The sequence below is a fragment of the Enterococcus ureilyticus genome, from assembly GCF_001730315.1.
In the GTDB taxonomy this organism is placed as follows: Bacteria; Bacillota; Bacilli; order Lactobacillales; family Enterococcaceae; genus Enterococcus_L; species Enterococcus_L ureilyticus.
Map to the genome: position 1 here is coordinate 208,951 of NZ_MIKC01000038.1, position 18,815 is coordinate 227,765.

The 18,815-nt window shown below is 35.6% G+C and carries 21 protein-coding genes and 1 other RNA gene; 8 read left to right on the forward strand and 14 right to left on the reverse strand.

The annotated features are described in order from the left end of the window. Positions 1–198: 198 nt before the first annotated feature. From BCR24_RS12495 to BCR24_RS12525, 7 genes are all read right to left on the reverse strand, one after another. On the reverse strand, positions 199–1,428 hold the full coding sequence (locus BCR24_RS12495) for a zinc-binding dehydrogenase (RefSeq protein ID WP_069640853.1): 1,230 nt from the start codon (positions 1,426–1,428) through the stop codon (positions 199–201). A 21-nt stretch (positions 1,429–1,449) separates the two neighbouring features. Continuing rightward, positions 1,450–2,310, reverse strand: a complete 861-nt coding sequence (locus tag BCR24_RS12500) for a mannose/fructose/sorbose PTS transporter subunit IID (protein ID WP_069640854.1) — start codon at positions 2,308–2,310, stop codon at positions 1,450–1,452. Between the two features lie 11 nt (positions 2,311–2,321). Then, the gene (locus BCR24_RS12505; RefSeq protein ID WP_069640855.1) at positions 2,322–3,137 is read right to left on the reverse strand and encodes a PTS mannose/fructose/sorbose transporter subunit IIC; all 816 of its coding nucleotides are present in this window, start codon (positions 3,135–3,137) and stop codon (positions 2,322–2,324) included. 11 nt (positions 3,138–3,148) lie between these two features. Beyond that, positions 3,149–3,640, reverse strand: a complete 492-nt coding sequence (locus BCR24_RS12510; RefSeq protein WP_069640856.1) for a mannose/fructose/sorbose PTS transporter subunit IIB — start codon at positions 3,638–3,640, stop codon at positions 3,149–3,151. Position 3,641: 1 nt separating this feature from the next. Continuing rightward, positions 3,642–4,058 carry a PTS sugar transporter subunit IIA gene (locus tag BCR24_RS12515; protein WP_069640857.1) on the reverse strand — a complete coding sequence of 139 codons (417 nt, stop codon included), beginning with the start codon at positions 4,056–4,058 and terminating at the stop codon, positions 3,642–3,644. Between the two features lie 5 nt (positions 4,059–4,063). After that, complete coding sequence (locus BCR24_RS12520) at positions 4,064–4,861, reverse strand: SDR family oxidoreductase (protein ID WP_069640858.1); 798 nt, start codon at positions 4,859–4,861, stop codon at positions 4,064–4,066. 203 nt (positions 4,862–5,064) lie between these two features. After that, entirely contained in the window at positions 5,065–6,018 is a 954-nt protein-coding gene (locus BCR24_RS12525) for a sugar-binding transcriptional regulator (RefSeq protein WP_069640859.1), read from the reverse strand. 288 nt (positions 6,019–6,306) lie between these two features. Here BCR24_RS12525 and BCR24_RS12530 point away from each other — a divergent pair, with 288 nt between their 5' ends. The 4 genes from BCR24_RS12530 (at position 6,307) to BCR24_RS12550 (ending at position 9,543) form a co-directional block, all read left to right on the forward strand. Beyond that, on the forward strand, positions 6,307–6,852 hold the full coding sequence (locus BCR24_RS12530; protein WP_069640860.1) for a DUF5067 domain-containing protein: 546 nt from the start codon (positions 6,307–6,309) through the stop codon (positions 6,850–6,852). 1,246 nt (positions 6,853–8,098) lie between these two features. Next, positions 8,099–8,389: a hypothetical protein gene (locus tag BCR24_RS12540; protein ID WP_069640862.1), complete on the forward strand. Its 291-nt coding sequence runs from the start codon at positions 8,099–8,101 to the stop codon at positions 8,387–8,389. 253 nt (positions 8,390–8,642) lie between these two features. After that, positions 8,643–9,158 (forward strand): outer membrane protein assembly factor BamE domain-containing protein, encoded by a 516-nt coding sequence (gene bamE, locus BCR24_RS12545; RefSeq protein ID WP_069640863.1) that lies wholly within the window; start codon positions 8,643–8,645, stop codon positions 9,156–9,158. Positions 9,159–9,324: 166 nt separating this feature from the next. Further along, positions 9,325–9,543, forward strand: coding sequence for a DUF378 domain-containing protein (locus BCR24_RS12550; RefSeq protein ID WP_069640864.1), 219 nt, complete (start codon positions 9,325–9,327; stop codon positions 9,541–9,543). A gap of 198 nt (positions 9,544–9,741) precedes the next feature. Here BCR24_RS12550 and BCR24_RS17420 read toward each other — a convergent pair whose 3' ends face one another. Continuing rightward, positions 9,742–10,155, reverse strand: a complete 414-nt coding sequence (locus BCR24_RS17420; RefSeq protein WP_069640865.1) for an SH3 domain-containing protein — start codon at positions 10,153–10,155, stop codon at positions 9,742–9,744. A 36-nt stretch (positions 10,156–10,191) separates the two neighbouring features. On the opposite strand from BCR24_RS17420, the gene BCR24_RS12560 reads away from it, so the two are divergent. Next, positions 10,192–10,512, forward strand: a complete 321-nt coding sequence (locus BCR24_RS12560; protein ID WP_083244401.1) for a tyrosine-type recombinase/integrase — start codon at positions 10,192–10,194, stop codon at positions 10,510–10,512. Positions 10,513–10,614: 102 nt separating this feature from the next. Here BCR24_RS12560 and ffs read toward each other — a convergent pair. Next, positions 10,615–10,699, reverse strand: an RNA gene (gene ffs, locus BCR24_RS12565) — signal recognition particle sRNA small type. Between the two features lie 40 nt (positions 10,700–10,739). After that, the gene (gene tadA, locus BCR24_RS12570; protein ID WP_100630365.1) at positions 10,740–11,252 is read right to left on the reverse strand and encodes a tRNA adenosine(34) deaminase TadA; all 513 of its coding nucleotides are present in this window, start codon (positions 11,250–11,252) and stop codon (positions 10,740–10,742) included. A gap of 80 nt (positions 11,253–11,332) precedes the next feature. Here tadA and BCR24_RS12575 point away from each other — a divergent pair, with 80 nt between their 5' ends. Continuing rightward, complete coding sequence (locus BCR24_RS12575) at positions 11,333–12,187, forward strand: helix-turn-helix domain-containing protein (RefSeq protein WP_069640868.1); 855 nt, start codon at positions 11,333–11,335, stop codon at positions 12,185–12,187. A gap of 58 nt (positions 12,188–12,245) precedes the next feature. On the opposite strand, the gene BCR24_RS12580 is transcribed toward BCR24_RS12575, so the two are convergent. Beyond that, positions 12,246–12,581 carry a hypothetical protein gene (locus BCR24_RS12580; protein ID WP_069640869.1) on the reverse strand — a complete coding sequence of 112 codons (336 nt, stop codon included), beginning with the start codon at positions 12,579–12,581 and terminating at the stop codon, positions 12,246–12,248. A gap of 82 nt (positions 12,582–12,663) precedes the next feature. After that, positions 12,664–13,368 carry a zinc metallopeptidase gene (locus BCR24_RS12585; RefSeq protein WP_083244402.1) on the reverse strand — a complete coding sequence of 235 codons (705 nt, stop codon included), beginning with the start codon at positions 13,366–13,368 and terminating at the stop codon, positions 12,664–12,666. 183 nt (positions 13,369–13,551) lie between these two features. Here BCR24_RS12585 and BCR24_RS12590 point away from each other — a divergent pair, with 183 nt between their 5' ends. Continuing rightward, a complete protein-coding gene (locus BCR24_RS12590; RefSeq protein ID WP_069640870.1) occupies positions 13,552–13,908 on the forward strand; it encodes a YxeA family protein in 357 nt (118 codons plus the stop codon). Positions 13,909–13,963: 55 nt separating this feature from the next. Here the strand turns inward: BCR24_RS12590 and BCR24_RS12595 are convergent, their stop codons facing one another. Together BCR24_RS12595 and treP are read right to left on the reverse strand one after the other, a co-directional pair. Further along, the gene (locus tag BCR24_RS12595) at positions 13,964–14,968 is read right to left on the reverse strand and encodes a nucleoid-associated protein (RefSeq protein ID WP_069640871.1); all 1,005 of its coding nucleotides are present in this window, start codon (positions 14,966–14,968) and stop codon (positions 13,964–13,966) included. A 152-nt stretch (positions 14,969–15,120) separates the two neighbouring features. Beyond that, positions 15,121–16,587 carry a PTS system trehalose-specific EIIBC component gene (gene treP, locus BCR24_RS12600; RefSeq protein ID WP_069640872.1) on the reverse strand — a complete coding sequence of 489 codons (1,467 nt, stop codon included), beginning with the start codon at positions 16,585–16,587 and terminating at the stop codon, positions 15,121–15,123. Between the two features lie 240 nt (positions 16,588–16,827). On the opposite strand from treP, the gene BCR24_RS12605 reads away from it, so the two are divergent. Further along, entirely contained in the window at positions 16,828–18,192 is a 1,365-nt protein-coding gene (locus tag BCR24_RS12605; RefSeq protein WP_069640873.1) for a TrkH family potassium uptake protein, read from the forward strand. Positions 18,193–18,815: the final 623 nt, after the last annotated feature.

Here is an 18,815-nt window from a genome sequence, read left to right on the forward strand (position 1 = left end):
AATAATTCGACTTTTTTTGCGCTGATAATTATTATAAGTACAATTTTATTTATAGTCAGCGATACAATAATGTTTTCATCTATTCATTTGCAGGTATAGTCAAAAAAATTATGGTAGCAAAAAACTTTATGAAAGCCATAGCTTTTAACCCTAAAAAAGGAAAGCCTCGTATTTTACGAATGACTTTCCTTGTATATTTTAAATTCTATTAAAACTCTTTAGTACAAATTCTTCTGCTTCTTTACTCCAAATACCATCAGTCTTGTGAAGGATATCAGCTAATTGAGCATTATGGTTTTCCATTTCCGCTAATGGAAGTAATTTAGAAGACAAATGTGTGTAAACTAACTTCTTCCCTCCACCAATTTCTGATTGATGCAAGGTTGTCTCGGCTACCGCATCCAACCCTAAAATATGCGTGACGACATTGGCAACTTTTACTTGTTTTGTTTCAATCAGTTCAACAGCCTTGCGCATGTCCTCTGTATTTCCACCTGAAGTTCCAACATAATGAGTGAATGAATAATGTACATCATAGAAATTGATTGGCGCTGAAAATGATTTGTCTTGCGGCCCTGCAAAGAAGTTCAGACAGCCATCTGGGTTCAGTAATTTAGAAGCATCCGCGACAACGTCCGAAACAGGAACCATTACAAAAATATCATCAAATCCTCCAGAAACCGTTTGTTTTAGCACCTCAACTTGATTTTCTAACTCTTTTACATTGAGATATGTCACTTCAATACCATTTTGACTTGGATATAATTTTTCAGCACGTTTTAATTTTTCGTCACTCATATCCGTGATCACAATTTTTTTAGGTGTGGTCGGCCCATGCAAGGCATAATCGATTGCTAATAAGCCCATTGGACCGGTACCGCCCATAATTAGTAGATGACCATCTGATTTGATTCCCATTCTATGTTCATAAGAGCCTTCAATCAAATGATAATTTGCTTCAAATGCGCCAATCACACATGATAAAGGTTCGATCAATGAGCCTTCAAAGTAAGTCTCTCCTTTATATGGAATTAAGCAGTCCTGCTCCATAACATCTCGCGATAAAATGATGTACGTTGCATCTCCTCCTGTATAGGCATAGGAATATCCTGGACAATCTGGACGATCTGGCAATTGAAGGTTTGCTTGTACTACGTAGCGCTCTCCTGCTTGGTATTTCCCTTGCCATTTACTACCCACTTCTAAGATCTCACCGCAAAACTCATGTCCAATAATAATTGGGTTGTGCTCTAAATCTTGCGGTGCCTTTTTGTGTTCTTGACCTTGATTAGCCAGTTTCCATGTAGACATGCAAATACTATCTGTCACAACAGAGGCCAAAATTTCATCCTCTTTAATTTCAGGTAATTCAAACGCTTCTAAGCGTAAATCTTTTTTTCCATATAAACGGACTGCTTTTGTTTCCATCCTAAAATACCTCCAACTATTTTAATTTAAAAGACCTAATCCATACCCTACAATTCCCACTGCGAATAAAACAAAAATCAATACAATCGGACTTACCTTTTTCTTCAATAATTTCATCATTAATAAGGTCAATCCTAAGGCTAACAGCCCAGGAACTAAATCATCCAACACATTTTGAACTGTCGTAACAATCATTTTTCCATCTTGTCCAGGTGTTTTTGACACAACTAAAGGGATATTGATCGTTGTCCACTTAGTCACAAGGACACCCATGATAAATAGCCCTAAAATGGTCGCACCTTCCGTCAATTTCTGCAAAAGATTACCTGACAGATCTTTAACGATGTCTAAACCTTTTCTGAATCCATAAGTTAAACCAAACCATTTCATGCTCAGACGAACGGCATTAAAAGCTATAAAAAAGAGAATAGGACCCAAAATATTCCCAGACAAAGCAAGTGAGGCACCGATTGCTGCTGCAATCGGACGCAGAGTCCCCCAAACTAAGGGATCGCCCACACCTGCTAACGGACCCATCAAGCCCACTTTTAAACTATTGATCGTACCATCATCGATATCAGCGCCACTTGCTTTGGCTTCTTCCATCGCAATCGTTACACCAATCACAGGACCACAGACAGCTGGTGTTGTATTAAAGAATGTTAAATGTCGTTTTAGCGCTTCTGACTGTTCTTCTTTTGTATAGTAAATTCTCTTGATTGTCGGAATCATGTCCACGCAAAAAGCAAGTGCGTGAATCCGTTCATAATTAAAAGATGCTTGTTGAAAGTTTGAAAAAACAAACGTCATCATTAAATCTTTTTTTGTGATGACGGATTGTAAGGGCTGCTCCTCAATCGTTTCGCTCACTATTGTCTCCATTTTTTTCCTCCCTAATCATCTAATTCATCGTCTGCAACAATTGCTCCTGAATAAACCATCTGTTCGTTTGGTTGTAAGGTGAGTGACTTAGTAAAATTAGGATTCAATTGAACATAAATCAATGCAATGATTAAACCAATCACACCAAATGAAAGCAAACTAAATTCCAAATAGCCACCTAAAACAAACCCTAAATAGAAAAATGGCATCAAGTATTTTACACTCATCATATTTAGAACCATGGCATACCCGACTACCACAATAAAGCCGCCAGCAACTGCCAGCCCACCTGTAACGACTTCTGGAATCATTGCCAACATTTTATTGACCATTTCCGCACTAACAAATATGGCAACAATCGTCGCAGGAATCGCTACACGTAGCGCTTGAACAAATAATGCACTAAAATGAAGAAAAATAATTTTGTTAAAAGCTGCCGTCTCGGCTTCTTTATCCGCAGCGTGTTGAAAAGCGACCGTAATCGTCCGAGCAATTACTGTTAAAACTTGGCCTGCTGCGGCCACTGGCAAAGCAATTGCAATACCGGCTTGAATGTCCTGATGCCCGACTACTACTAAGATTGTCGCAATCACACTTGCCAAAGCAGAGTCTGGTGATTGTGCCGCGCCAATATTCATCCAACCTAAAGCAATCAGCTCTAATGTTCCACCTAAAATAATTCCTGTTGTCAGGTCACCTAAAATCAATCCAACAATGGTACATGCAATTAAAGGGCGATGGGTTTGAAATTCATCTAAAACACTCCCCATACCCGCAACACATGAAAAGATAAAAATCAGTACAATTTGAATTATCGATAACGCCATTTTGCTCCTCCTTAATTCGTAACTGCTTCTTTTAATTTCCCTTCAAAATCGATTTTAGGATCTGTTGCAACAACACGGCAATCTAACGTAACTGCTAATTCTTTCAGCTCATAGAATGCCTCTATATCTCTTTGACTAACAGAGATGGCTTTCGTGATCTGTGTTTTACCATTTCTAAATTGCATACCGCCGATATTGATTGTCTTTAATGGGACCCCACCTTTAACTAATGCTACAACTTCGCTAGGATTCGTAAATAAATAGAACACTGTTTCTGTTTTGTATTTAGGATTTTGATACACTTTGATGGCTTTTTCTACGTCAACAATATTGACTTTGATCCCTGGAGGTGCGGCTTGTTTAACTAAGGTTTTGCGGATCTCATCTTCATTTACTTCTTTGCTAACAACGATGATTCGTTGAGCTCCTGCTTCTTTAGCCCAAACAGTTGCTACTTGTCCATGGATCAATCGATCATCGATTCTTGCTAATTTTATTTCCATCTCAAAATTCCTCCTCGTCTTTAATAACTTGTTCTTTAAATGATTTTACAGTTTCAGCCGCAGCTTCTTTCACTATGTTAACGACTTGACTGAGCGGTGTTGCATCAATCATAGCCGCTACTTCCAACACCATTGGTAATGACATACCTGAAATCACTTCGATCTGCAGTGTTGGTTCTTTCATACAAATACTACAGCTAGCATTGTAAGGTGTGCCGCAGAAAAGATCCGTAATAAGCAGCGTTTCTTCATTTGATTTTTTAAGGTCTTTCATTATTTTTTCAGACAAGCTTTCTAATCCATCATGCTTGGAAAATTCAATCGCAGAAAAATGAGATAATTCACCAAAAATCATTTCAGCAGAGTTTTTCATCTCTAAAGCAAGTTTTCCGTGCGCTACTAGCACTACTTTTGTCATTCAAGTTACCCCCTCGTCTTCCCACCAGCAACATTGATTGTCACCCCACTGAGATAACTAGAACGATCTGATATTAAATAAACGACTAAATCTGCCACCTCAACCAATTTTCCACTTCTCCCCAGTGGAATTGTACTTGTTTGACTGTAGCCCGCTCTGATTTCGTCCACTGTCTTTCCTCTCGTATAAGCTAAAGCGGATTCATAACTTGCTGTCCGTAAGCCCGTTTCCTCCATAATACCTGGTGCAATCCCTACTACTCGAATGCCTAATTTGCCTAATTCTTTTGACCAAGAACGAGTAAAGCTATTGATTGCCGCTTTAGTTGCAGCATAACAACTTTGTCCTTCTGAACCCTCAAGTCCACTTTCAGAAGACATATTGATAATCACACCAGCTCCTTCTTTGATTAAGTATCGACTAACAGCTTGACTCATTAGATAAACGCCTTTTTGATTAATATTCACCATCTTTTCAAAAAGTGCGTCATTTAATTCATAGGGACTATCCAATTGATTTGTATCTGCCAACAGCGCTGGAATGTTAATTCCCGCATTATTTACCAAAGCATCAATTTTTCCAAACATATCTATAGTAGATTTAACAGCTTGTTCCACAGATACACGTGACGTTACATCCGTTTGAATAAAAGAAAGGTTTTCATGCTCAAAAGTCCCTTCTTGCAAATCTGTATTTACTACTTTGACGCCTAAATGACACAATTCCTTGACTATCGCCGCACCGATACCTGAAGATCCACCTGTTACGATAACCGTTTTTTTCTCTACTTCTAACCAGCTCATTAGAACACTCCTCACATTAGTGATTTAATATTAACTTATGTGATATCACAAACTCATTATATGTATGTGCTTTCACAATGTCAAGCACTTTTTCACATTTGTTATTCCCAAATCACAAATAACGTCCTAGAGAACTAAGTTTTTTAGTTTTCTAGAACGTTATAAAGTTAGGGTTTCAACTTGATTGAACCAAATTTAATGAATTATTTTTTTCTTGATTGTGCCAAGATTTCTTTTGCTGTTTCTTCAGTAGTTACAAGGGTCGTCAAGAGTTGTCCTTTTAATGCAGCCACAATGCTTTGCGCTTTTTCTTTTGACTCAGCTATACCAATCTTTATTGGCGTTTCTCTCAACTGATCAATGGTGATGCCAATGATGCGATCATCTAATTCACTAGCTATTGGTAATCCTGCACTATTAAAAAAATGAGAAACAATATCTCCTGCGATATCTCTTTCTGCCAATTCACTAAGTATATCTTTACCATAAAATGCTTGCCAAATATCCTTTTTGCTTAAATGAGGACTTCCAATACCGAAAACCGCTATATCCAATTGTTCCCATAACTGAAGCAATTTCTGATTAAAGGCATTTTTCATCAAAGCCTCTTTAAGTTCCAATGTTTCAGGAATAGCAGGTGCATCAATCATCAATGCTTTAGCCCCCATTTTTTTTGATGCAGTGTATGCAATGGTATTGACATGATACTCACTAGCTAATTTTCCTGATGGGCCGCCGATCATAGGTAGACAAACAATATCTTTTGATTCAGTATGCCCCATTTCGTTCACCATTGAAGCTAAAGAATGTCCCCATGAAAAACCAACATTCATCCCCGTTTCTAATTGCTCAAATAAATAATCGGCAGCAGCTTTTCCAATCACTTGTTCTTTTTGCTGTATACTTGCCTCAATGGCAATTGGTACAACAATAGCTTTATGTAATCCAAATTGTTGCTCTAAGGCTTGCTCCAACGAATACGTCTCCGAAAGATCATAATTGATCGAAATTTTAACGATCCCTTCCTCTCTTGATCGTTTTAATAATCGACTGATTGTTGTACGGTGAATATTTAATTCTTTTGAGATCTGACTCTGATTTTTATCTTCTTGATAATACATTTCTGCTATCCTGATTAATAATTTTTCTTCATCCATGCAATTACTCCTTTTTCCCTTTTCAACAAAATATATCATAGGTATCACATTTGTGAAAGATAAAAGAACAATCATCGTACTTTTAATAAAGATAACTAACTATAAAATGGAACAAACAATAGACCGAAACATCAGCATTTTTTCAATTCTCACATTACTAGTAAAAGTCACCTTGTTATTTAACAAGATACAAGGTAGTATAGAATAAAATGTCCCTATAAAAAAGAACATCGCTTTTATTTTATAGGGTCTTCTGTAACTATTATTTGATAAAGTGAGGATATAAGAATGAAAAAATTGGTGAGTATAGGAGTCTTAACTCTATGTTGTGCAACCTTGGTTGCTTGTGGTGGAAATACAGCATCAAAAGAGGATAAAAAAGCAGATAATTCTTCAAGTTCTGAAAAAAATATGGAAAAAGTCTATTTTAAAGATGACACTTTAAAAATCGATATGGCTACTCTTAAAATATTATCCACTGAAGTTTTACCTGCTGACGAAAATTTACTTAGAGAAAAACCGCAACTGGCCATTACCTATGAAGTAACAAACGATAGTAAGGATTTAATTTCAGCTTCAACTGTTTGGATTGCTTGTATGTCATTAACTCAAGAAGCTGAAGAAGTTCTCAATAAATTAACTGTTGGAATGACTCCACAAGATGAAAAATTTGCGCAATACACCGAACATCAACTAGACGACATTAAACCTGGCGGTACAGCCAAAGCACTTATTTCTTATGATCTAGATGATTCACAAACACCTGTCATTTTGAAAGCGACGCAAGGAATGGCTGGAGAAGAGCTTGGTGAAAAAACAATCAATTTGAAATAGCAAGTGCCTCCAAGTCGTTTTCTAGATTCAAAAAAAGAGCATCAGTCATTGAATCATGGCTGATGCTCTTTTTTTGTATAAAAACTTTCACGTATTTTTCAAAATAGTTTCATCTGTAAAAAACTATTTTCTTTCAAAAAATTAATTGACCTGAGGAAACAATCGTTTTAAATCAATATACGCGTATAAAGTAACTTCACTCATCCACACTTCTTCTGAAATAAAATGCCCTGAATCAGCCAGATCAGTAAATAAATCATAAGCCATACATTCCAGTTCTTTATTTGTTTCCCCTACTGGCTCGTTATAAAAGGAATGACTTTTGTAACCTGTTCTAATTCAACAACATCTTCTGCACTCAATTTTAACACGTCTATTCCCTGATCACACTCGTTATATTTTTCACTTTCAGACAAAAAAAGGCCTATAAGCCTTGATAAATCGATCATCTAATCAGACACATGGCGACACCTACTTAATTTTAAATAACAAGTACATATAATTGCAAATCCTTAGAAAATCTGCCTTCCTTCGTCTTACCTATCTTAATAAAAAGAATATAATTACATATGGTTACAAATTTCTTAATTCTTTTATGCTTCCTAATTTCATTTTTAAAATAACGATATTATAGTTCAAATCCACTCTCTTAATATTTTATCTTTTTAACATATTTACTAATCATTTTACAACTGGTTAAGTATCTCACGCTAGACAAACGAGAACAAACGTTTGTATAATATGCTTAGGTGATGATAATGAGATATGTAAAAACTGTACATTTAAAAGAGCATATACGACCAGCGCAATATTTTTACTCGTTGCACCTGGTCCCATTTCGAAAAGTATCCTCTAAACGCTTAAACATAGAGGGAACGATTTATAATCTATGGTCCTTTCCTAAGATAAAGAAAAAAGACTATTTAGCTGCTTTCCCGCTTGAGAAGATCGACCACTTTATTGTTTTAGAATATACTGACCCCTATCAATATTTGACTTTATCAAGTAAAAAAGTTTATAACCTGGATGATTTTAAAATGGAAACAAGGCGTATGGAATATATATTTGACCAGTGGAATTATAGCGAGATGGAGTGATCTTGTGAATATAATCGATGAATACGAATCCGGTCTACTGACCTACCAAGAATTTCAAAAGTACATATGGGGTTGTGGTCAGAGGCTAATTAATGAGGTTGGGTTGGATGAATTTATATTTTACTTAAATGCTGAGGAGGGTGAATATCATGGACGAGAATAGCTATGTTGCAGTAGTAGATAAGATTAGGGTAATAAAGTTGTTCCCCGATATGCTAGTGCGTTTTACGTTGCATACCGCTTTCGCTGATGTCAATTGCCTTGTCAGTAAGAAAGAACTCGCTAACCTTATTCTTTTACTTGAGGACGGGAAGTTCGAGGTTGCTACCTTTGGTCATTATAATAATCGTCAGCAATTTGTGATCGAGAAATTTGCAGTAAAAAACCCTGATAGCTTTATACGCGAGTTTGTCTTAAAACCATTAAAATCAATTGCATAAAATAATTTCCTCCCCTCTTTGCGCATTTATATGTAATCGTTTTCATACAGAGCAGATAATTATATTAGATGGTAATGTAGTAGGATTGGTTAGCGATAGCGGTGCAGCTCGTTGGGAGTTTGAGCGTTTAGAGGATGCTGTGGAGTTGTGGAGGTTGGTGGTGTTGAGTGTGGAGGTTGAGGATAGGATTGCAGAACTGTGTGAGGGTAGTTTATAATAATACCTTAAAAGTAAATTTAAAGGAGTTTATCTTATGAAAAAGAAAATGCTTGTTGGTTCCGTTGTAATTATTTTGGTTTTACTGTCTTTTGGCTTGTATCATTGGTACACCTCTCAACAAAATACTATTACAGATTTATTTAACGATATGGATATTTCTAAATTGTCTTCAGATGATATAGAAAAAAAGATGAAGCAAAGCAGTGACAACCACGGGTATCAATTCAAAAAAGAAGGGAATAATACATTGATTCTTGCTGAAGAAAGTAAGCACGGAGCTTCATTAAGTTATCAAAAAACCAACGATGTCATTGCTATTCTAAATTTTGATGCTGGATTCAACAAAGTTAAAAACAGTAAAATAACTGATGACCAAATAAAAAAAATAAAAATTGGCATGACCTACCAAGAAGTCTGTGAAATATTAGGTTCCCCCACAAGAGCATCAAAAAACCAAACTAATAATCTTGTCTACGCTACGTGGTCAAAAGGGGTTGGCGATTCTATAGAATATCGATTTGATGATGATGAAAAGGTCAAATCAATTTGAGCCCCCACAATCGTGGGAGCTTTTTAACGTAAAAAAACCCTAAAACAAATCAATCATTCTATCATATAAATTAAATTATTCAAAAGGAAAACTCTCATGAGCTTTGTATATGAAAAATTATTGTTTATAGCTTATACTTAAAAATATTAAAGAAGGAGGAATATATATGAAAGCTTTAGATTCTGTTGCATTAGCGTTGGTTATTGTCGGGGGATTAAACTGGTTATTAGTCGGACTTTTTGAATTTGATTTAGTAGCAACTATCTTCGGAGGATCAACTACAATACTTGCAAAAATCATTTATGTCTTAGTAGGTCTATCTGCGATTTATTGTTTAAAATTATTTCCATTGATTGCTAATAAAGATAGAATAGATACAATGTAAATATCAATCACTCTGCAGCAACTGCCAATAAAGGTAGTTGCTTTTTTATTTTCCAGAAAACAAAAAATCCCACCTCAAAAGAGATGGGAAAAGGAGTTTAGTACTCTGGGGAGTGAGTACCTTGAAAAAATGTTAGGGTCAGAAATTGGTAATTTCAATTTACTACTTCTTCTGATATTTTGCAAATAATATCATTATTTAATTAAAAAATCCTCTACCCAATGTCGTATCAATCTGTCCGTCATCAGGACCAACAGCAACATAACGGCGACTGTCACCGTAATCAATGTAACTGATCCGAACGTAGTTAGCAGATTGTACATAACTATCATAAACAATTGATTCGTACGGATCATACCAAGCTAATGCTGCACTATCAACTGTAGTATGTCTAGATACAGGCAAGCTTTGATTTGTTGTAAACACGCCTGACATCGCAACTCGTTGTCCTGTTTGAGGTTTTGTTGGTGCTGGTTTAGTTGGATTGGTCGTACCATTCTCTGTCAATCCATTAAACAAATCATGTTGCAACTGCACTTTACTAATACCCCAACTTGCCAAATAGCTATAAGGATCAGTGTGATCGCCCAACCAATTTTGAGTAACCCACAAGTGAGTTTTGATCCCATAAGGTGTACTATCATCTAAATCAAATGTAAATCCAGTCTAACTAGCAACTATATCTTTGTAGGTAAAACCGGCAAACTTATACAGGTCAATTCATTAAATAGATCTTTAAAAACAATGAATGCTAATTTAGGTAAGTATGGAATTAAGAATAAACAACTTTCTAGCCATATTTTTAGGCACTCTCACATCTCTTTACTTGCTGAGTTAAACGTACCAATAAAAGCTATTATGGCACGTGTAGGCCACAGTGATGAAAAGACAACTTTAGAGATTTATACTCACGTTACGAAAAAGCAAAAAACTGACATTGTAGAGAAATTAAATAACATAGGTTTATAGCACAAAAGAAGCATTCTAGCAATGCTTCTTTTGTGCTTCCTAAGTATATTTTTTAATAAAAAAAACGTCTCTAGCATCGCTAGAAACGTTGATATAATCACATTCAATTCAGACACATGGCGGCACCTACTTAGTGCTGCTTCCTTCCGGATCTGACACGCTTCGTAAGCCCACCATTGTCCTAGCCTTTCGGCAAGATTTAGTATACCGCATTTTTGGTTACTTGGCTAGTCTTTCTGTTGATTTTTTAAAAGTTTCTTTTCCTCCCTTAATTTTTTAAAAAAATTTGAAAGAAGTTGCCCGCATTCTTGCTTTAAAATGCCTGATTCTACATAAGCTACGTGATTAAAGCGTTCATCTTCTAACAAGTTCATTAATGTTCCCGCTGTTCCGCCTTTTGGGTCTACGGCTCCATAATAAACTTCGTTGACTCTAGAAAGGATCATCGCACCACTACACATCGGGCAAGGTTCTAAGGTGACAAATAACTGCGCTCGCTCTAAACGCCAATTATCAATTGCCTCACAAGCTTGCTTGATGGCAAACATTTCTGCATGAGCAGTAGCATCTTGACTTTCTTCACGAAGATTATGTCCACGACCTATGATTTGTCCATCCAATACAACAATCGCCCCGATAGGTACTTCTTTAATGGCTCCTGCCTTTTTTGCTTCACTGATGGCTTCTTGCATAAATCGTTCTTTTTCTGCTATCGTTAGACTGCTCGTCTTCTCACTCAAGTCATTTCCACCTTTCATTCACTTTAATCATTAAACCTTTTTCTCTTGTTCATGGTACAATAAAGTTGTGAGGTGTGTCTATGACTATTGAAGATTTAATCGAATTATATCCTACCGGAAGAATCCAGCAAACAAAAGCTTCTAGCGAATGGCTTTCACTACCGATTGCTGGAAGCTATTTTATCCTTGCTAAAGAAGCATTACAAGAAACAGAAATTCGTTTGTTAGAAACAATTTTCCCTTCAAAAGAATCAATTGTTGATCACAAAAAACATCCTTGGTATGACTATTTATTTAATCAAACAGCTCTAGAAAGTGACGGAACATTCCGCATCATTCAATTCCAAATCAAAAAGCCCAAAGATTTTTTACAGTCAGAATGGGAAAACAGTATACAAGAAATCTTTCCCAATTTTGAAGATTTTTTCTTTACTACCGAAAATGATGGCGCTTTAATTGAAAAATACTATAAAAATCATTACACTCTAGAAGATATTCAAAGTATCTTTTTAACTTTGGATGCTGACTTTGATTCATCCACAACTGCATTTGTTGGAAATTTTTTCCAAGCTAACGAACATTTGCCAAATTTATTTCAAGAAGAGCAGTATATTTTTAAACAAGAAGCACAAAACCTTCGGGGAAAATCTGCATTCTCATTACCCGATGTGGCTCTACATTATTTTACTAAAGAGGCCATGAACCAAAGCAAAATCATTACAACTTTTGCTAGCCAACTGGTTTTGACTAGTGAGATTCGACAAATCATTCTTGCTCTTTGGCATAACCAAGGAAATATTAGTTCTGCTGCTAAAGATTTGTATATGCATCGCAATACCCTCCACTATCGCTTGGAAAAATTTTATGAACAAACTGGTCTTTCTTTAAAACGTATGGATGATCTTGTATTTTGCTATTTATTAATCACAAAATAAAAACACAAAAGGACTGAGATATATCTCAGTCCTTAATATCCATATACTCTCTGCTTTTTTACATCATTTCTTCTACAAAGGTAACCAAGCGATCTTTTAAATTCTCAGTATTGCCTTTTAATGATTCCCCGTAAGAAGAGATTTTCTTTCTGCCGTCTTTGACTTTGCCTAAAATATTCATCATAGAATCAAGCTCATCATCAGATAAATCATCTACAATTCCTAGCAATTTTTCATTTCCACCAAATTTATCGTTCACGAATTTTTTTGCCTTGAAACGATTCGATACATGGTAAACTTTTTTGACGATTTTCTCAGATGCGATCACGGCAACTGAAACACTTGCTACTGCTGCAATGCCTAAGCCAATACTAATTTTTGTTGATGTTTTCATTCTTTTCAGCTCCTTCTTACTATCTATCATAATGATAACACACTCTTAAAAATTGCGGTAATAAAACAAAATCGTCTACTATTTAGTTCCTACGATTGTTTCCTCCAAATAAAATAATCAGACGAAGCAGTTGTAAAAATGTAGCTAAGGCCGCGGCTACATAGGTTAAAGCTGCGGCAAATAGAACTTTCCTTGCCATCGGTACTTCTTCTTCTGTCAAAATATTTCCATCTGACAGAATCTTTAGCGCTCGTCTTGACGCATTAAATTCTACCGGCAATGTAACTAATTGAAAAAGTAACGCCAACGAAAAAGCGAAGATTCCAATATTGATCAACGTCTGATTCCAGCTAAACAAGACACCAATTAAAATAATTGGAAAAGATAACGCAGAACCAAAATTAGCTACAGGAACTATCGCCGCACGTATTTTTAACGGACTATAGCCAGTATGATCTTGTACCGCATGTCCACATTCATGGGCTGCAACACCAATTGCTGCAACAGAAGTTGACTGGGCTGTTGCTTCTGATAAACTTAAAGTCTTATTCCCAGAATTATAATTATCAGTTAAATTACCATTAATTTGTTGAACGCCAACATCGTTGATCCGTTCTTTTTGCAAAATATATTGAGCCGCTTTTGTACCCGTCACTTTATTTCGACTTTGGATTTTATCGTATTTTTTAAATGTACTATTTACATAAGCAGATGCAGCCATTGAGATCAGTAACCCAACAATAACTAGAATATAGGTTGGATCAAACATTGCATAAAAAGGCATCATATTCTCATTCCCCCTGTCTTTCTTCTATTGTATCACGAGTTTCTAAAAAAAGTGTAACTATACCTTGACGAATTTATGAACTCTCACAATTGCCACTCTAACAAAATTGTCACATTATTATAAGCCAATTCTATGGCATCTTGATTAAAAAAAAGGCATACTACATAATAAGAGGTGACGATAATGAAAAAAATACTACTTTTCATCCTACCATTCGTACTTTTGTCAGTTGCGGTTGGGTTTGGCTATAATTATTATTACGGTGGTAAAGACTACTATACTCGAGTGGGAACACCTGATGAAATAAAAACAGGGAAATTCGACAATGGCGAGAAATATACAGAATATGATTATACTCAAATTGCGTTTAATAAACAAGGTGAAAAAGACGTCCAAGTACTAAGAGAAATTCGTGAGAAACCCTTACGAATAAATGCTTATTTAAAATTGAAAGTCAATCCTAAAAAAGGTGTACTAAGCTGGGAAGAAGTGCCTGAAAACACAATCCCTAAAAAAGCACTTGAGCAACTAACTGATTGAACCCTATTGAATCATTAAGAAAGCACTTCATCACAAAGAATGAAGTGCTTTTTAGCTATAACTGATTACTGATTTTTTCGATATTTTTCAAAACGATCGAAACTGTTCCGTCTGGGTTATTTACAAATTCAATCAAATCCCCATTACGATAAACCTCAATTGGAACAATCAACTCAATACCATTACTCATTTTTAATTTTTGCTTCCCAAATTTTTTCTCTGAAATCTCTCTTGCTTCTCGAACTGGCGGTGTCTTATCAACAAATTTTGACTCATTGACTTCATCTTGGTAAGCCATCCGAGCTGAAATATTTTCTTTAAACACTAATTCAGCTACTTGTTCATTATCAATTGTGCCAGTTTCTTCAATACTTTCATACACAGCCTCTTTGACGGACGCAATTAGTTCAAACTCATCTTCATTAAATTTTTTTCCAATTCGTTTTACCGCTTTTTTTATTTCTTTCATGTTTTCTTCTATAGAAGGTGCTGGTTGTGATTCAATTACTTTTTCTGAAAAATACCAAATTTTTTCGCCAGAAAATTCATAACGCTTTTCTAGTAACTCATATGCTAAAGTATCTAGATTAACCGTCATACCTTCATCTGGTTTTTGTGATTTTGAAGGTAAAATCGCTCGATTAATGATCAATTTATTGAAGACAGCTTCATCTTCATAATCCACATAATGCGTGTAACTTTCTTTATAGTTCAATTTGATCATAGCTAAATGCATCACAGTATCCAACTCGTATAAAATAAACAGAACATCGGCACTTGGTGCATCTTCACTGCCTGAGTATACATCATACCAGTGTTGCGCTAATAGCTGACTTTTTTGAACAAAATCATTGGGAATTCCTCTCATCTTATCCACAAACATACTTTCTTCAGCTAAAATACCCGTTTTTGTTTGGGCAGTTGATAATTTTGTTATTTTACTCGTTAGATAGACCCGAATATACTCTGTTGTTAAATCTAATTCCTTTGCTGAAAATACCGGAGTTCCGGTTTCACGATCAATAATATGCAAAATAGCACTTTTTAAATAAATATCCATCTGACATTCTCCCTTTTCTTAAACCCTATTTAGTCTACCTGAAAGAAGAAAAAAAGCCAACTATTTTCTTAAAAGAAAAAAGAGATAACAAAAAAAGTAAGACAGTCAGACACCGTCTTACTTTTTAAATAAAAATAATTTTATTTCATTGACTAACTTTCTTTCACAAATAATTTACCTGTCACTTCATCCACAGGATCAAGCTTATTAAAAATACCTTTTCTTCTAAAAATATACGTTAAAATAAATGGAACAACAACGGCAATTATCATGGCACCAAAAAATGCTAGGTAATACTGTGGTACGATTGACAGAATTCCTGGTAGCCCACCAACACCGATACTGATTGCTTTAACATTCAAAAGAGTAGCGAATAGTCCGGCACAAGCAGAACCAATCATTCCAGCCACAAAGGGGTATACATATTTTAAGTTGATTCCAAACATTGCAGGTTCCGTCACACCAAGGTAGCAAGAAATCATCGCTGGAATCGACACTTGCTCTTCCTCTTTATTTCCTCTATGCATGAATACAACAGCCAATACGGCAGACCCTTGAGCAATATTTGATAGTGCGATCATTGGCCATAAATTGGTAGATTGAAAATCAGCAATCAATTGCAAATCGATCGCATTTGTCATGTGATGCAGCCCCGTAATGACTAATGGCGCATACATGAAACCAAATACGGCACCGAATAACCAGTTCAATGACGAAGTTAAACCTGCATTTACGATATCTGATATCCAACTACCGATGGCCCAACCAATTGGTCCTAAAATGACATGAGCTGCCATAACAGTTGGAACTAAAGCAAATAACGGTACGAAAATCATAGAGACTGCTTGTGGAATAACTTTTCTAAAAAATAGTTCTAAATAAGCGAGTAAAAATCCAGCTAGCATAGCTGGAATAACTTGCGCTTGATAACCGATCATACTCACTTGGGCAAATCCAAAGTCCCAAAACGGAATATCAGCAGCAGCTGTACTTGCTACGTCATAAGCATTTAATAATTGCGGTGATACTAATGTAATCCCCAAGACAATTCCCAAAATCTGCGTTGTTCCCATTTTTTTAGTAATACTCCAAGTAATACCAACCGGCAAGAATTGAAAAATTGCTTCACCAATCAGCCATAAAAACGAATTGACACCACTCCAAAATTGTGAAACCTCAACTATTTTCTGTCCATCTAAAAAGCTAAATGGAATCCCTTCCAACACATTACGAAAGCCTAAAATCAGCCCACCGATCACTAATGCTGGAATCAAAGGTGTAAAAATTTCAGCTAAAACAGAAATTGCTCGCTGAATCGGATTAAGATTTTGTTTAGCCGCAGCTTTTCCTTGTTCCTTAGAAACGCCTTCAAGTCCGGATATAGTTGAAAACTCATTATAAAATTGCGGTACCTCGTTTCCGATGATCACTTGAAATTGTCCAGCATTTGTAAACGTCCCTTTTACCGAAGGAATTTTCTCAATCGCCACAGTATCTGCTTTACTAGGATCATTTAACACAAAACGCATTCGAGTTGCACAATGTGAAACAGCAGCGATGTTTTCTTTGCCCCCTACATTCTCTAACAGTTTTTTTGCATCTTCTTGAAACTTACCCATTTCCTTTGCTCCTCTCAAGTAACTTGTATATACAATTAACTTTATGTTTGTATAATACTTTATAATTCAAATTTTTACAAGCGTTTTCTTTTGAAAAAATACTTTCTGTTGCCCCTCATTGCTATAGAATAGAAAAAGAATTTTCTTATTACTGGAAAATATTCCGTAAAATGGTACACTTGGATTTATCAAATAAAATAAAAAATACTGTACGATCATAGTATTTTTCCCGAGGAAAAGATGAAAAAAAATAAAATTGTGATTAAAGTAAAGAAACGTTTATCAGCGGTTCAAATTATAGCTCTGGGGTTTATTGTGTTAGTTTTTGTTGGCGGAACGCTGCTATCTTTGCCGATATTTTCACGTAGCGGCCAATCAACACCTTTTATCGACGCCTTATTTACTGCTGTTTCGGCTGTTTGTGTAACTGGTCTAACTACTCTTAATACAGCTTTGCATTGGAATGCTTACGGACAACTACTTATTATGATCTTGATTGAAATTGGCGGCTTAGGCTTTATGACAATGCCCGTCATTTTATATTTTATTCTGCGTAAAAAGATTACGCTGAGTACACGTATATTATTGCGCGAGGCTCTTAATTTAGACGATATGTCTGGTGCCTTCCGTTTGATGATGTATGTGGTTAAATTAGCTACTGTCATTCAATTAGCCGGGGCTGCGCTACTTGCAATTGAGTTTGTGCCAGAATTCGGCTGGAAAAAGGGGTTGTTTTTTGGACTTTTCCATTCGATATCTAGCTTTTGCAACGCTGGTTTTGATTTATTAGGGGATAGCTTGACGCCTTATCAAGCGAAGCCTTATGTTTTATTCGTGATTGGTTTCTTGATTATTTCTGGCGGACTTGGTTTTATTGTTTGGCAAGATCTATTGCAGTTTAAAAAGAAACGAAAATTCTCTTTACACACGAAAATTGCGCTCATTACGACTGGATCATTGTTGCTTGGAGCATTTGCCATCTTTTTCCTAACTGAACACAATGCCAGTCAGTTAACAACTGGAACAAATTTTTTTGATCGACTGGCCAATACTTTTTTTATGTCTGTCACCCCAAGAACTGCTGGTTATTATTCGATCGATTATATGCAGATGACTAACGCCGGACTGATTACGACAATCTTTTTGATGTATGTCGGCGGGACATCCGGCTCAACAGCTGGTGGTCTAAAAACAACAACATTTGCTGTATTGGTCATTCAGATCGTCTCTATTTTTAAAGGTAGAACACGAGCAGAATTTCAAGGACGAACAATCCGAAACAGTACCGTATTTCGCGCACTGACACTATTCTTTATCACATTGACTTTGTGTGTACTTTCAATCATGCTTTTAACAATCACCGAACACATCCCAGAAACTTCTGGGATTGAATATGTTGCCTTTGAAGTCTTTTCAGCTTTTGGTACAGTGGGTTTGACTATGGGGCTGACACCTGAACTTACTGGTATTGGAAAAGTGATTATCATGTTATTAATGTACATCGGACGTGTGGGTATCTATACTGTTGGCTTCTCACTATTAACGAAAGGACAAAAACAACAAGCGAAATTTAAATATCCAGATGAAAGTGTTATGATCGGATAAAAAAGATAAAATCCCAAAAAGAAATGCGCTCAATTGATAAATTTTCTAGCGCATTTCTTTTTGAGGTTTTTTATTTCATTTTCCAATTATTATAAATATATAAATAAAAAAATCCCACCTTCAAAAGAAGATGGGAAAAGGAGTTTTACTCTAAAGAGTAAAATGAAAAAATAAAAAGGGTTGTTGTTGGTATGTATTTATAATACTATCCTTTTAAAAAAATATCAACTAATATCCCTCGATGAATTAACATTTTTTTTAAATAAAAAAAGTACTTTTTTTTTATTGCTAATGAAATAGAAAGTAGTTAGCCTAATCCACATCATTAATCCATTTTTTCGTTTGTTGTTTTTCTCTAAAATATAATAATAATCAAAAAATCCCGGCTCTATACTTTCTGATGTTGGTGAGAAATCACCGGCATCTTTTTAATGCAAAATAATAGAAAAGACACCCTGATATCCTTTAGAATTAAGTCGTCTAAAACCATTCAAAAAGGAGGAAATCAAGATGTCCTACACCAATCTTATCAAAGAAACCTTAGATATTCTAGACTTAAACATTACTTTTAATGAAAATGGCTTAAAAAAAGAACGAATCAAAGGTAGAATCTGTCAGGTCTT

Coding starts and splice junctions, on each gene's coding strand:
- BCR24_RS12495 (WP_069640853.1), bottom strand. CDS start 1,428: ATGGAAACAAAAGCAGTCCGTTTATATGGAAAAAAAGATTTACGCTTA.
- BCR24_RS12500 (WP_069640854.1), bottom strand. CDS start 2,310: ATGGAGACAATAGTGAGCGAAACGATTGAGGAGCAGCCCTTACAATCC.
- BCR24_RS12505 (WP_069640855.1), bottom strand. CDS start 3,137: ATGGCGTTATCGATAATTCAAATTGTACTGATTTTTATCTTTTCATGT.
- BCR24_RS12510 (WP_069640856.1), bottom strand. CDS start 3,640: ATGGAAATAAAATTAGCAAGAATCGATGATCGATTGATCCATGGACAA.
- BCR24_RS12515 (WP_069640857.1), bottom strand. CDS start 4,058: ATGACAAAAGTAGTGCTAGTAGCGCACGGAAAACTTGCTTTAGAGATG.
- BCR24_RS12520 (WP_069640858.1), bottom strand. CDS start 4,861: ATGAGCTGGTTAGAAGTAGAGAAAAAAACGGTTATCGTAACAGGTGGA.
- BCR24_RS12525 (WP_069640859.1), bottom strand. CDS start 6,018: ATGGATGAAGAAAAATTATTAATCAGGATAGCAGAAATGTATTATCAA.
- BCR24_RS12530 (WP_069640860.1), top strand. CDS start 6,307: ATGAAAAAATTGGTGAGTATAGGAGTCTTAACTCTATGTTGTGCAACC.
- BCR24_RS12540 (WP_069640862.1), top strand. CDS start 8,099: ATGGACGAGAATAGCTATGTTGCAGTAGTAGATAAGATTAGGGTAATA.
- bamE (WP_069640863.1), top strand. CDS start 8,643: ATGAAAAAGAAAATGCTTGTTGGTTCCGTTGTAATTATTTTGGTTTTA.
- BCR24_RS12550 (WP_069640864.1), top strand. CDS start 9,325: ATGAAAGCTTTAGATTCTGTTGCATTAGCGTTGGTTATTGTCGGGGGA.
- BCR24_RS12575 (WP_069640868.1), top strand. CDS start 11,333: ATGACTATTGAAGATTTAATCGAATTATATCCTACCGGAAGAATCCAG.
- BCR24_RS12580 (WP_069640869.1), bottom strand. CDS start 12,581: ATGAAAACATCAACAAAAATTAGTATTGGCTTAGGCATTGCAGCAGTA.
- BCR24_RS12585 (WP_083244402.1), bottom strand. CDS start 13,368: ATGATGCCTTTTTATGCAATGTTTGATCCAACCTATATTCTAGTTATT.
- BCR24_RS12590 (WP_069640870.1), top strand. CDS start 13,552: ATGAAAAAAATACTACTTTTCATCCTACCATTCGTACTTTTGTCAGTT.
- BCR24_RS12595 (WP_069640871.1), bottom strand. CDS start 14,968: ATGGATATTTATTTAAAAAGTGCTATTTTGCATATTATTGATCGTGAA.
- treP (WP_069640872.1), bottom strand. CDS start 16,587: ATGGGTAAGTTTCAAGAAGATGCAAAAAAACTGTTAGAGAATGTAGGG.
- BCR24_RS12605 (WP_069640873.1), top strand. CDS start 16,828: ATGAAAAAAAATAAAATTGTGATTAAAGTAAAGAAACGTTTATCAGCG.